9 protein-coding genes are annotated in these 14,115 nt (G+C 30.8%); all 9 read right to left on the reverse strand.

Going from position 1 to position 14,115, the window contains the following annotated elements; genetic code table 11:
• Positions 1–118: 118 nt before the first annotated feature.
• The 9 genes from CSPA_RS26120 to CSPA_RS26160 all read right to left on the reverse strand — a co-directional run bounded on the left by CSPA_RS26120 (position 119) and on the right by CSPA_RS26160 (position 14,091).
• Positions 119–2,536 (reverse strand): glycoside hydrolase family 3 protein, encoded by a 2,418-nt coding sequence (locus CSPA_RS26120; protein ID WP_015395423.1) that lies wholly within the window; start codon positions 2,534–2,536, stop codon positions 119–121.
• 490 nt (positions 2,537–3,026) lie between these two features.
• The gene (locus CSPA_RS26125) at positions 3,027–4,487 is read right to left on the reverse strand and encodes a glycoside hydrolase family 1 protein (protein ID WP_015395424.1); all 1,461 of its coding nucleotides are present in this window, start codon (positions 4,485–4,487) and stop codon (positions 3,027–3,029) included.
• 197 nt (positions 4,488–4,684) lie between these two features.
• A complete protein-coding gene (locus CSPA_RS26130) occupies positions 4,685–5,548 on the reverse strand; it encodes a Cof-type HAD-IIB family hydrolase (RefSeq protein WP_015395425.1) in 864 nt (287 codons plus the stop codon).
• Between the two features lie 6 nt (positions 5,549–5,554).
• A complete protein-coding gene (locus CSPA_RS26135; protein ID WP_015395426.1) occupies positions 5,555–6,919 on the reverse strand; it encodes a 6-phospho-beta-glucosidase in 1,365 nt (454 codons plus the stop codon).
• A gap of 304 nt (positions 6,920–7,223) precedes the next feature.
• A complete protein-coding gene (locus tag CSPA_RS26140; RefSeq protein WP_015395427.1) occupies positions 7,224–8,414 on the reverse strand; it encodes a carboxylesterase family protein in 1,191 nt (396 codons plus the stop codon).
• 161 nt (positions 8,415–8,575) lie between these two features.
• Complete coding sequence (locus tag CSPA_RS26145; protein WP_015395428.1) at positions 8,576–9,883, reverse strand: PTS sugar transporter subunit IIC; 1,308 nt, start codon at positions 9,881–9,883, stop codon at positions 8,576–8,578.
• A gap of 247 nt (positions 9,884–10,130) precedes the next feature.
• Positions 10,131–10,439: a PTS sugar transporter subunit IIB gene (locus CSPA_RS26150; protein ID WP_015395429.1), complete on the reverse strand. Its 309-nt coding sequence runs from the start codon at positions 10,437–10,439 to the stop codon at positions 10,131–10,133.
• 42 nt (positions 10,440–10,481) lie between these two features.
• A complete protein-coding gene (locus CSPA_RS26155) occupies positions 10,482–10,802 on the reverse strand; it encodes a PTS lactose/cellobiose transporter subunit IIA (RefSeq protein WP_015395430.1) in 321 nt (106 codons plus the stop codon).
• A 622-nt stretch (positions 10,803–11,424) separates the two neighbouring features.
• On the reverse strand, positions 11,425–14,091 hold the full coding sequence (locus tag CSPA_RS26160) for a sigma-54-dependent transcriptional regulator (RefSeq protein WP_015395431.1): 2,667 nt from the start codon (positions 14,089–14,091) through the stop codon (positions 11,425–11,427).
• Between the last annotated feature and the right edge of the window lie 24 nt (positions 14,092–14,115).

The following is a 14,115-nucleotide window of genomic DNA, read 5'->3' on the forward strand; positions in this document are numbered from 1 at the left end:
ATTTAAACATTGACATTATTTCTAGAAAAAAGAAGGTTCTAAAATTTAAATTTTACACTTAAATTCCAGAACCTTCTTTTAAATAAATTTATTATTAACTTACTGCTAATTCAAGCCTCTATTTGTTATTTGTGTGCTTATAGTTTGATACTCTTGAATCATTTATAACACCACTATAATTAAGTCCAAATGCAAAATCATATACATGTCCATCACTATCTTTATAGCATTCCATATCAAGTCCAACATCTTCTAATTGCTTCTCAACAGTAGTCATATCTTTAGGCATTTGAATTGGAAGCAATCCTTTTGGTTCAAATTTACCTGTAATAACATCTAATAATGCGGCATCACTTACGGAAAATCCAACTACTATTGAATCACATGATTTTTCAAACTCTCCAAAACAAACAGCATTACTTGCTTTCATAGCACAAATAATCGGAATGTTTTTACCAGTTTTCTTAATAGCAGCTTTAGCATTCACCATCGCCTCAAGGTCATAAGAATTATAAATATTTGAAGTATTGCCGTTATATGAGCGATTTTCCTTAGTTCCATCTGCAAGTTTATCTCCACTTATAGAAACTTTACGCCCATCCTTAGCCACGTAATCAGAATATTGCAATGAAAGAGGATAGAATTTTTTATTTCCAGCCGCATCTACTGAAAGTCCTGCATAAGAAAAATTACCTCCATTGTTAGGACTGCTCATGCCTACTATAACTAAATCAACATCTGAAAGATCTGGCGCCTTATATCCAGTTATATTTCCATTTGCATCTTTAACTGGAATATCTGTAACTACTTCTTTAAAGTAATTTTTAGCCACATTAATTGTCATTGTTTCACTCCAAGCGGCTTCAGATGTACCAAAAGCACTCTTTATTGCTTTTGTATATGTCATTGGAATGTAAACTTTCTTGTTTTTAGCTGAACCATTATCAGCTTTTATTGTGCTATTTGAATTTTTAAGCATAACTATTGAACTAAGTTGAGCATTATACCCATCTTGTTTCTTTTCTTTACTTCCAACTATGCTTAATGAATTGTTTAAGTTAAGATATGGATTTTCAAATAATCCTGGATTAAACATAAGCTTCAAAAGACGAACTGCTGATTGTTCAAAACGATTACGTGCCCATGCCTCTCCATTATTCTTAACCATCATATTATAAGCAGCGATAACAGGTTTTGAATTATTATTTCCGCCAAACATATCAACGCCATTCATAAGCACATCATAGTGACGTTCATCAACTGTCTTGTTTTCTTCTCCCCATGCCATTCCAAAACCTTTTCCAAAAGGAGTTGGTGGTGTTGCTGTTACTCCCCAGTCTGTGCAAACAACGCCATCAAATTTATTTTTATCACGAAGTATACTCATTTTTTCCTTATTGTAAGCACTTCCTACTGCCTGCCCTCCAATTGGATTTCCTTGAGCATCTAATCCTATAGAGTAAGAATCCATTACAGCAGTAGCTGAACCTGTTTTTCCTTTAAGCTTTAATCCACCTTCAGTAAATGGTTTTAAGTGTTCGCTGAAATTATTTCCTGGATATACAGCATATTTTCCAGTCATCATATGAGATTCACGTCCACCTTCTCCAGCTCCATCCCCTGGCCAATGTTTAATCATACAGTTAATTGAATCTTTTCCCCAGCCTAGATCTTTTCCATCTTTATCATAAGTTGATTGAGACCCATCTACATAAGCCTCTGCCATATCTGTTGCTAGCTTAGTATCTTCTCCAAAGGTTCCATATACACGCAACCATCTTGGCTCTGTTGCTAAATCGATTTGTGGTCCTAAAGCAGTAGCTATCCCCATTGCCCTATATTCTGCTGATACATCTTTTGCAAATTCATACATTATATTAGTATCAAAGGTAGCAGCAAGACCAAGGTTAGAAGGCCATAAAGAAACATCCTTTCCTGATATAGCATTTGAATATTGATCTCCTGAACCCGCAGTACTACGAGGATCAGAGCTGAAATTTACTGGAATTGGGCATGGTAGACTTTCAACATAAGCCTGCATTTGATTATTCCAGGTCACTGCTGCTTCAGTATTATTACTTCCTGCATTTAATACTGCTCTTAAATTATCTTCTGAAAGATATTTTTTTTGGGCATCTGTAAGTCCTGCTTCTATAGTTTTTTCATGGGCACTAAAAAGCATAAGTCCTGCTATTTGATTTACTGTAAGAGATTTAGCTAAATCTTTTGCTCTGGTATCTGAATCTAATCTCCAATCTTCAAATTTATCTAGCTTCCCGTTTTTGTTTAAATCTTTAAAGGCATAAGTATAATTACCATCTTTTTGTTCAATTAATTTAACACCTGAATTTTTTGAATACCCAAGTTCCTTCCCATTATTAGGATTTGTAACCAACATATAAGTAGTCTTCCCATCAGTAACTTCTTTTTCTGTGTATTTCACTGGATCAGCAGCCTTTGCTATTGTTGTAAACATAAATTGACTGGAAATTACTGCTCCTAAAAGTAGATTTGCTATTAACTTTTTTCTTTTCACAAATATTTCCCCCTACCTCTAATTATATTTTATGTTATTTCGCAATTTTTACTTTATTATAAACAAAACTCTTTTTAAAACATTTTATTCTGTATATAACTAGTAAATTGTTTCCACTTATATTCATAGCAATTTTTATGCCACTTCCTATTTTTTTACATATGGTATTATTTCACTTTTAAAGTCTCTATTTTAGATACTTCCAGTATTATGCAATGTGTGTTATTATGTGTGTTATTTAGTTCAAATCAAATAACACTCTTTGCTATGTGTTTTATTTTTAAAAATCACAAAGGTATTTAATTTTTTCACTACTTAGTTCTACTTAAACATAATATCTTTTTCAATTTCACTCTCACTTATTTCTACCTTATATAAAAAAGAAAATTAAAATAGTGCAAGTTCCAGATTTCCTCTGGAACTTGCACTATATAATTTAAGAAAATTCAAAGAATTTTCATCCTACCTATAACTGTGAACTGTTAACTGCCTAAAGTTCTTCTCCATTACTTTCAATAACTTTCTTATACCAGAAGAAGCTCTTCTTTCTAGCTCTGCTCATGTCTCCATTTCCATCATTATCTTTATTTACATAAATGAAGCCATATCTCTTTTTCATTTCCCCTGTTGATGCACTTACTAAATCTATACATCCCCAAGGAGTATATCCAATTAATTCAACTCCATCATTTACAGCTTCCTTCATTTCTTCAATATGTGCTCTTAAATAGTCAATTCTATAATCATCATTAATTGAGCCATCTGCTTCAACTTCATCCACAGCACCTAAACCATTTTCCACAACCATTAATGGAATTTGATATCTGTTGTAGATATTATTTAATGTCCATCTTAAGCCCTTAGGATCAATTTGCCATCCCCAGTCACTTGCTTTAAGATATGGATTCTTTACACCACCTAATATGTTTCCTGAAGTCTTTTCTAATTCTGGATCTGAACTTACACAGTTTGACATATAGTAACTAAATGTATAGAAATCCACACAGCCTTCTTTTAATGTTTCTTCATCATTTTCCTCCATCTTAATTTCAATGTTATTATCTCTGAAAAATCTCTTTGCAAATCCTGGGTATGCACCTCTTACTTGTACATCAGAACATAAGAAATTATTTAAATTATCTTTTTCTTGATTCAAAAATACGTCTTCTGGATTACAAGTATAAGGATATGATGCCATATATGCAATCATACAACCTATTTTAAAGTCTTTATTAATTTCGTGACCTAATTTAACAGCTTTTGCACTTGCTATAAATTGATGATGAAGTGCTTGGAATCTTATTTGTTTACTGTCTTGAGTTTCTTTATCAAATGCAAGTTCACCACCATCATTTAATAGTATTCCTCCACCCATAAATGAACCAAAAGGCATAGTCAAACAGTTTATTTCATTAAATGTAAGCCAATATTTTACCACATCTTTATATCTATTGAATATAGTTTCACAGTATCTAACATAGCAATCAATAACTTCTCTGCTAGCCCATCCATTATATTTTTTAGTTAATCCAAATGGAGTTTCATAGTGTGAAATTGTAACTAAAGGCTCAATATTGTATTTCTTTAACTCCGCAAATACGTCATCGTAAAATTTTAGTCCTTCTTCATTTGGAGCCATATCATCACCATTTGGGAAAATTCTGCTCCAATTTATGGACATTCTGAAAGTCTTAAAACCCATTTCACCAAATAGTTTTATATCTTCTTTATAATGATGATAAAAATCTATTGCTTCATGACTTGGATAATAAGTTGCTTCTTCTAATTCTGGTGTTATTCTTCTTGGAGTTGTATGAGTACCTCCTGTCATAACATCAGCAGTACTAAGCCCTTTTCCACCTTCTCTATATCCACCTTCAAATTGGTTAGCAGCTGTAGCTCCTCCCCATAAAAAATCCTTTGGTAATCCTTGAAATTTATTATTTAACATTTTTATACCCACTTTCTTCAGTTTACAGTTTACAATTTACAGTTAACTGTATAAGTTTATTTGTGAAGTGACCTTAATTGCAGAAAAGTTCACTGTTATGGCAAAGCCCTTCTTCATACAAGTAAAATGATCCGTATTGCAGGAAAGTTCCGTATTGTGGCAAAGCCACTCTTTTCAGATGTGCATAGCTGCTCTTTTTATAGGTGTAAAATTTTATAAACAGCTTTAGCTACTCCAGAATTATAATTTGCATCTGTTATATATTTTGCTATTTCTTTTATCTCAGGAATTGCATTTTCCATAGCAAAGGATATAGGAAATTCAGTAAACATTGAATAGTCGTTAAACCCATCTCCAATTACAACAACTTCCTCTTTTTTTACTCTCTTTTTATCTGAAATCTTAGACAATATAGTTCCTTTTTGAGCTTCTATATGATTTATTTCTAAATTAATTGCAATACTTGATGCAATTGCAAGACCATCTATATTTTTAAGCTCTTCTTTTAATTTTAAAATCTTATCTTCACATTCACCATAGGACTCAATTTTTCCTATTTTAATATCTTTACTTAAAAATTCATCTATATTATCAATATACTTTAAAATCGGAAAATGATGCTCTTCTTTTGCTCTCTTAAGGATTTCTTCATGATTTGTAACTTCTGGATTAAAATATTGGACCCTAAGTACACTTCCTTTTAAAGAGTCTTCTTTAGTATTAATAGTATATAATCCTCTATCCGTGTATATCTCAACATTAAGTCCATTTCTTTTTATTATCTCTAAAATGTCCTTAAGCTTACCTTTGTCCATATAAATTCCTTCTAATACATTTCCATCTTTATCTCTATATTCTGCTCCATTTAGCACTATGCATTCACACTTTAAATTATACCTATCAAGAAATGGCTTAATATCTTCATACATTCTTCCACTTGCAATTACGAACTGTACTCCCATTTCTTCTGCTTTTCTTATAGCCTTTAAATTTTCTTCAGGTATATCATTATTTCTTCCAAGTAAGGTTCCATCCATATCTGATACAATGAATTTTATCATAATTTATTATTTATTTTTCTCTAGGGTTTCTATTTTTTCAGCAAATTGTGGCAAGTGTTTTTTATGTGCAAGTAACATTTCATCTAATAAATCTTTGGCAATTTGTCCACTTGGAACTAATGGATTTATTGTAAATGCGTGAAGAGCCTTATTATAATTTCCTGTAACTGCTGCTGAAATTGTTGTTTCTTCCATTCCTTTCATTATTTGAACCATTCCTCTTGGTGCTGGATCAAATTTTCCCCAATTTAAAGGTTGAGGTCCATTTGCTGTTATTATACTTGATACTTCTACAATAGAATCATATGGCAAATCACTTATTGCACCATTATTTTTTGTACTAACTACCATAGTCGTCTTCTTATCGTTGAATATTGAAGCAATTAATTCACAAGCAGCATCACTATAATGAGTTCCACCTCTCTTAGTTAATTGTTCAGGTTTATAATCTAATTTAGGGTCTTTGTATAATTCAAATAATTCTGCTTCAGTTCTCTTTACGACTTCTGCTCTAGTTTCACCTTTTTTGAATTCTTCAAGTTCGTCTTTTAACATGTCATCTGTAATATAATAATATCTGTGATATGGGCATGGTAATATTCCTAAATCTTGAACTTGCTCATAATTAAATTTAATGTCTTTTATATTAGCAACGCCTGAATCCTTTTTAGGTTTCTTCTTTTGTGCTGGATCATATAATTTTCCTATTAATTCTTCTGTTCTTTCATTTCCTTCCTTATCCCATACTCTATGCCAATGGAAGTGATTTAATCCTGCAAATTTAAAAGTTAATTCTTCTAGCGGAACATCTAAGGTTTCACTAGCAATAAACATACAATTTATTGGAACATTACATAAACCAACAGTTCTATCCCATCCACCATATTTTATAGCAGCCTCTGTTACCATACCTGATGGATTTGTGAAGTTAACTAACCATGCATTTGGACATAATTCTCTCATGTCATCTATTATGTCTAATATTACTGGAATTGTTCTAAATGCTTTAAACATTCCACCAGCACCATTAGTTTCTTGTCCAATTATTCCATGACTTAAAGGAATTCTTTCATCTTTAATTCTCGCATCTAAAAGACCTACTCTAAATTGAGTAGATACAAAATCTGCTCCCTTAAGAGCTTTTCTTCTATCTAAAGTTAAATTAACCTTCCAATCAAGGCCTGCTGCTTTAACCATTCTTTGAGCCATAGCACCAACTATCTCTAATTTTTCTTTTCCTTCTTCAATATCAACAAGCCAAATTTCTTTAATTGGTAGTTCATCTTTTCTTTTTATAAAACCTTCAATTAATTCAGGAGTGTAACTTGAGCCACCACCAATAGTAACTATTTTGATTTTTTTCTTTTTCATAATTCAACCTCCACTTTGGCAGTTTACAGTTTACATGGCACAATTTACGATTGAGGTTAAAAACCTTCAACTGTAAACTGTAAATTGTAAACTGTGAACTGATATTTTTACTGCTTTTTCTTGACATAAATATATCACAAAATTCAGATAATTAGTTCATTATTGAAGTTTTAGTGACACATGCTGATTTTTAGTTATTTGTTTTTTTCTGAAACAAGTTGTTTTATGCTTTTTGTATTATAATAAAAAAGTCCTAAAACCTTTATTAGGATTTTAAGACTTTCTAAGTATTTAAATGCAAATTTTATTTCTTTTGACTAAACAACCAATTAATAGCCTCTTGATTATTAAATGCTGGTACCCAAGCAAAATGATTATATGCAACATTTTTATCTACTGGCACTCCAGCTTTAAGCATATCTTCAGTTGAGTATTCTGTAAATTTAATATTGCTGCCTAACTCTTTTAGTCTATATACTAATGTTTTTGTTCCTATAATATTATTGTTATATTTATATTGATCTTTTTGTCCATACATTGGAACTATAGGATCATTTGTTGCATGAAATGCCCAAATTGGTAAATTCTTAACTTTATCCATTAACGCTATATCTCCTTGTCCACATACAGGCATAGCTGCTGTAAAAAAGCCAGGATAAGTAGTAATTAATCCCCAGGTTCCCATTGCTCCCATTGAACATCCTGCAACATAAATACGAGATTGATCTATATTAGGATATTCTTTCTCCAAACCTTTTATAATTTCAATTAAAGCTGGTTTCACTTTTTCTTCATTCCAACCTAATTTTCCTGTAGTTGCCACATTAACCTTTAATTCAGCAGGCAATTGAGGTGCTACAACATAAGCCTTGTGAATAGCTTGTTGTGCATCAGAAGCAAAGCCTGTCACCATATCATTCGCTACTAATTGTGCTTCATTATCGCTTCCAATTTCTCCACCACCATGAAGGACTAAAACTAATGGAGCTTTTTCAGTGGTTTTAGGCACAAATAGTCGATAATTCAAAGTTTGAGTTGTATAACTTCCTTGATATGTTCTTTTTAAAAACTTATCTGCATCTCCTAAATCAAATTTAATATTATCCTTGTTAAAATTAAGCTTAGAATTAGCATCACATACTATATTAAATTTTTGATTGTATGCAAATGCATCAAAACTTAAAGTAATCTTATTTCCTTCTATTTTTATATCTTTAACTGCCTGTTTAGATATTTGAGTAGCTCCATTAACTACAGTTGGAAATTCTATATGGAAATCAGAAGCTTTGAAATTATAATTTGATGCATCTTTAACTGTTATTTGAATTGATTTAACTTGATTTCCAAAATCACTTGTTGGAGCTGATGCTTCTATTTTTTCAATTTGATTATTAAGAGCAGTTCCAGCTGAATCTAAAGCTTTAGCTGCAGTTGAAAATGATAAAATTGCACACACTGTCAACATACTTACAAGTGGTTTTATAAATTTATTCATTTAAAGTTCCCCCTACATTTTTAAAATTATATATGGCTTTATTATTATAAAAGTAGTTCAAATTGTATATATGTAACCTTTTAAATAAACCCAATATATCTAAGTGATTTACAAAGATATATTAGGTTTATTATATATTATTTATTTTGTAATTTTATCTATTATTGTGCTGCTTGCTCATTCTTAACATTGATAGCATCTTGCTTCTTGAAGAATGGTAAGTAAATAAAGAATGATATTGCCATAATTACAATTTGTAATAATGCTGTTCTCCATCCACCTAATATGAATCCTGAGATTACTGGTGGAGTTGTCCATGGAACCATTACTCCTGTGAATAGTGGAACCATTCCTGTGGAAATTGCTAAATAAGTAAGTAAACTTGTTACCATTGGACTAATAATAAATGGTATTGCCATAAATGGATTCATTACTATTGGTGTACCAAATGTAACTGGTTCATTAATATTGAAACATCCTGGTACTATAGCTAATTTACCTAATTCTTTACTTTGTGCTGATTTACCAAAGATAATCATACATAATACAAGTCCTATTGTCACACCTGCGCCTGTCATACTAACAAAGTTATCTAAGAATTGTTGTGTTACTATATGACCACCATTTGCTATTGTAAGTTCTTTTCCACTTTGAATTATAGCTTGATTTTCTAATGTATTCGAAGTTAATATTCCTGTCATGATACCACCCACGATTGTTGAACCATGAACTCCAAACCACCATAAGAATGGGATTAAGAATGACATTACTAAAACTCCACCTAAAGAATCTGAAATACCTTGTAATGGTGTTTGAATCACTTTATAGATTAATTCAATAAATGTTGTATTCATTCCATATTTAAGTACTGCATATAAAACTGTTGCACCTGTGATTATAACAGCTGCTGGTATTAATGCTGCAAATGAATTTGCAACCCCTTGTGGAACGCCTGCTGGCATCTTAATTGTAATTTTCTTAGCCATAAACCATGAATAAATTGCTCCAACAAGTAAACCAATGATGATAGCTGTAACCATACCTTTTCCACCAATAAAATCTTTATTGATAACATTTCCTACTGTTACCCCTTCAGGAGTTGTAACAGAAGCATTCATTGTTAACAAAAATACTACAAGTGCTATGATTCCTGATGATAAAGGTTCATGTCCATCGTTTTTAGCATATGTATATGCTATACCAACAACTGCAATAAGTGCTATTATAGCGAAACTAGAACCATAAGCTTGTAATAAAGGTTCTGTCCATCCCGCTCCCATCATACTAGCCATCCAATCATTAAAAGGCTTATATGGAATTTGTGCTAATAATAGGAATATTGATCCTACCATGATTATTGGCAACGTATACAAGATACCGTCTTTTAATGCTACAATACCTTTTAAGCCAACGAATTTCATAATTACTGGTATTACTTTTTCATTTAAAGTGCTTCCAAATGATGACATAATAATTCCTCCTTAAAATTAAATATAAGATGATAAATATAAAACCGTGATATTAATATATAAATAATAATAAACATTTTGAATTTATTATTATCTTATTTAAAGCTGCATTCGCCTATGTAATTGTATACATTTGACAATCAACAAATAACATAGCCATATACAAACTAAATAATAAGCTTTTATTATTTTGTGATATTTCCATCTAGCTAATGACTAAACGGAAATATCATCAAATCGCACAAATTTATTTTCCAGCTAATTTTAATGCAAAATCCAATACTTTTTGTCCATTCATCATTCCATAATCAACCATTGGTATAACGTCTACTGGAATTCCTAATGGTTCACAGATCTTTTTAGCCTTTGCTAATGTGTACCCAACTTGTGGTCCTAATAGAGCAACCTGTACATTATCTAAATGCTTATCCATTTGTCCTTCTGGGAAAGCCTCTATATCCACTTCTATTCCTTTAGCCTTAGCTGCATCTTTCATCTTATTAACCAAAAGGCTTGTTGACATTCCTGCTGCGCAAAATAATCTAATTGTTATCATAATCTTTTCCTCCTGAAATATAAAATTATTTAATGAAATTTATTACTTAATTAAAGTATTTACAATTTTTCTTAGTTCTATTATTTGTTCTATCAAATTTTTTTCTGTTATTGCCGTCATAAGATGATCTTGTGCATGTACAAACAACACTGACATATCTATCTTTTCACCATTTGCTTCTTTATGAAGAAACATCGTTTGACCATCATGAGCTTTAGCTAATGCATCATTGGCTAATTCCATTTCTTTATCAGCTTCCTCATAATTCCCTTCATTTACATTGTTAAGAGCCATATAAGCGTGATTTTTGCAATCTCCAGCATTAATTATTATATTCATAATTGCCATTTCCATTTCTTCCATAGTTAACTCCTCACTTTGCTTCTATATTTTTTATTTATTCAAATATCATTTTTGTTTTATTTATCTTATGCATATATACAAAGCAATAATCGTGCCAAGTTTTTAATAATCAAAAAAATTTTTCAACTTTTTACAATCCCAGTGTTTTAAACGTTTTCGTGTCTTTCGATAATTATTGTAAAGGTTTTAATGTGTTTTATTTTTCATAAAAAGTATCGAAACACATTGTTAATGTGTTTTATTTATAGATATCCAATTTAAAAGTTTAACTTATAAATGGAATATACATGCATCATTAAGAAATTATAATCGTAACACTACACTAGAAATTAGATACATATTTGTGCAAGCGGCATATGAAATTAAGCTGTGATGGTTGTTAGTGGAAGGTTGTTCCATTTTCTGCTTGTCATAAATTTATTTTAGGAACATGCAGAAATGGGTGCAACCTTCCACTTAGAACCTATCCAGCGAAAATTTCATTAGTCCGCTGGAATAAATATGTGTTTAATTTCGGTAAGTTCCGCATATGTCTAATTCTCGCTTTGGATATCTTTATAAAAAAATTGATAAGTTATTCGTGTACTTTAAAAAGTCCTTCACTTACAACTTATCAATTAATTTAAATTCTTGGATTAAAAAAATTCATCAAACAACATATTTCTTCTTCTGAAGCATTTATTGAATACTTAGTATTAATTGGCATAAATGCATTTTTAACTATTTTATATAAATTCAAATTATCTTTAATATATTTATCTTTTCCTTCGAATTCAATTATAGTCTTTTTCTCAATAGACATATCTATCATAGCAGCTATATGCAAGGTTATCCCAATAAGAATATTAGTACTTATATTAGTCTTCAATTCTTCTTCAATATTCTTAATAAATTTCTTTATATGTTTTAATACAGTTCTTCCATCACTGTTTTCTAGAGTATTTTCTAGAGTATCCTCCATTTTTAAATATGTTTCCTCAACATCAATAATTTTCTGCATACCACTAGTGCTTTGCCCATCTATTATTTGATCTAACATAAATTGAGGACTCTGTACCTCTAATTCAAAAGGACTTACAAAACAAATAATTTCATATTTTATGCTTAGTTTTTCAATTCTTTCATAGATGCTTTCTTTTCCAACAAGATTTATTGGAACAATGTCGAGCAATTTTTTATCAAAAGTCAGATTGCGTTCTAATAATTTCTTAAGTGTTTTAGCACCACCTTCACCAGTCGTACATACAGTAACTATCGCCAATCTCTTTTCTTCTTTTTCTTGTTTATGCTCCAAGGCATTTTCTTCATATAAACTGTTAACTTCAAGGGTTTCTCTATAAATTTCATCTAACGAATACCCCATCATAGACTTTCTAGTTGCCTCTAATGCATGCAGAGTACTAACAAGTGGTATTGTTCTTGTTTTTATATTAAATGTATTTTCTATTTCTTGTCCAAAGGTTGTTAAAGACCCCATATCCACCAAAAATAATATATCAGATTTAATTTCATTTTTTTTAATATAATCTATAGTCTTTCCTAGTATGTTTTCTGGTTTTTCTTCTATAGGCGCATTAATTCCAACAACATTCTTTGTACCAAGAAGACTATTCACTGCATCTGCCATTGAAGTTGCTGTGCTTACTCCATGTGCAATTACAATTACTAAAACATCATTTTGCTTATATTTTAAGCTTCCATAATTGTAACTTAAAAACATAGCAATAAAACCGGCTTCATCAATTGGCATATTTACATCTATAGCCCGATCTATTATCTTTAGAGCATCGACAGCAACATTGAATTCTTTTCTATGTTCTTCTCTTATACTGCTTAATTTAGGATTTACTATTTTTTTATTTCTTCTTATTCTATCAATTGAATTACTGATATGGACTGCTAATCCATAGTTTATTTTTTTATCTAGATTGATTTCTAATTCCTCTTCACAAAAATGAATAACTTCTTCTATAACATTCATAACATCTTTTTCTATAATGTTTTTAATATTAGACATATCAACCTTGCTAATATACTTTTTAAAATAATCTTCTATATCTCTTTCAATTTCCTCTTCGAGTTTTACCCCTTTAATTCCTCTTGCCTTAAGTTCATTTGTTCTTAAGTCTAACATTTCATAAATATTATCATCAGTTGCATTTTCTTCAAATATTTCTCTATCTTCATCTTTATCAAAAATAAAATATCTTTTATTTATATCAATTAATTTATTCCACAACTGTCTATGTTCTACTTCCTTATACAATCCTTCTCTAATATACGAAGGCAAATCTAAACTATTTATTTTTATAGCATCTTTCTTATTCGAAAGAAAATCAGCATATGCTTTAGCACAAGCAAGCTGAATATCTGATTTTAGTTGTCCTATATTATTCTCACAATTATAAGATAAGAATGCCTTTATGGAATTAATGGACACTGTAATACTTCTCCCAAGTCTTCCAGATTCCTCAAGCAAAAATTGTTTTATAAGATTAAATCTTTCTTCCATACCTCTATTTCGTAAAGCAGGTATAGTTATAACCATAGGTATTCTTCTAGTGAAAGTTTTAAGCAAAGCAGCATTTGGATCTTCAGTTGTTGCTGTTATTATAAGAACATTTGCACTTCTTTCACTATCTGTTTCTCCTAGTCTTCTATAAACTCCCCTATCCATAAATGTAAAAAACATTTCTTGTCCTTCAGCGGGTAACCTATGCACTTCATCTAAAAATAAAATTCCTCCATCTGCCTTTTCAATAAGACCTACCTTATCAAAATCCGCACCTGTATAAGCTCCTTTTTTTACCCCAAACAATTGTCCTAACAATAATTGGGGATTGTTTGCATAATCTGCACAATTAAATGTAATAAATGGACTTTCTTCGGACTTCACTTTCATTTCAATTGCATATTTATAAATTAACCCTGCGAAAGTTGACTTACCAACACCAGTTTCCCCTAGCAGCAAAATATTCATCCCATTCGGTGGATATAGTATAGCTGCTTTAGCCTGCTCTACCGCTGAATATAAACTAGGATTAACTTCCGAAAATTTATTTATAACTGATATATCAGGGGGAACGTTTTCTTCATCCACAGCCATAAATAACGTTGGCTTTCCTTTTGATTTAATTGCTTTTCCTTCACTCACCAATTTATTTAAATCATTACTTGCATTTGCTCTGCTAATGTTTAATTCTTCTGCAATCTCCGATGCTGAAATTCCACTTGAATCCAAGTCCTTTTTTTCTTTAAGTTTCATTAGAATCAAATCAATTCTCTTCATCAACTAGTTACCCCCTTTTGACAC

It is taken from the genome of Clostridium saccharoperbutylacetonicum N1-4(HMT) (assembly GCF_000340885.1).
Classification (GTDB): Bacteria; Bacillota; Clostridia; order Clostridiales; family Clostridiaceae; genus Clostridium; species Clostridium saccharoperbutylacetonicum.

What these genes read in the sequence shown, in the direction of transcription:
- CSPA_RS26130 (WP_015395425.1), bottom strand. Translation starts at nt 5,548, where the DNA reads ATGATAAAATTCATTGTATCAGATATGGATGGAACCTTACTTGGAAGA.
- CSPA_RS26145 (WP_015395428.1), bottom strand. Translation starts at nt 9,883, where the DNA reads ATGTCATCATTTGGAAGCACTTTAAATGAAAAAGTAATACCAGTAATT.
- CSPA_RS26135 (WP_015395426.1), bottom strand. Translation starts at nt 6,919, where the DNA reads ATGAAAAAGAAAAAAATCAAAATAGTTACTATTGGTGGTGGCTCAAGT.
- CSPA_RS26155 (WP_015395430.1), bottom strand. Translation starts at nt 10,802, where the DNA reads ATGGAAGAAATGGAAATGGCAATTATGAATATAATAATTAATGCTGGA.
- CSPA_RS26160 (WP_015395431.1), bottom strand. Translation starts at nt 14,091, where the DNA reads ATGAAGAGAATTGATTTGATTCTAATGAAACTTAAAGAAAAAAAGGAC.
- CSPA_RS26140 (WP_015395427.1), bottom strand. Translation starts at nt 8,414, where the DNA reads ATGAATAAATTTATAAAACCACTTGTAAGTATGTTGACAGTGTGTGCA.
- CSPA_RS26125 (WP_015395424.1), bottom strand. Translation starts at nt 4,487, where the DNA reads ATGTTAAATAATAAATTTCAAGGATTACCAAAGGATTTTTTATGGGGA.
- CSPA_RS26150 (WP_015395429.1), bottom strand. Translation starts at nt 10,439, where the DNA reads ATGATAACAATTAGATTATTTTGCGCAGCAGGAATGTCAACAAGCCTT.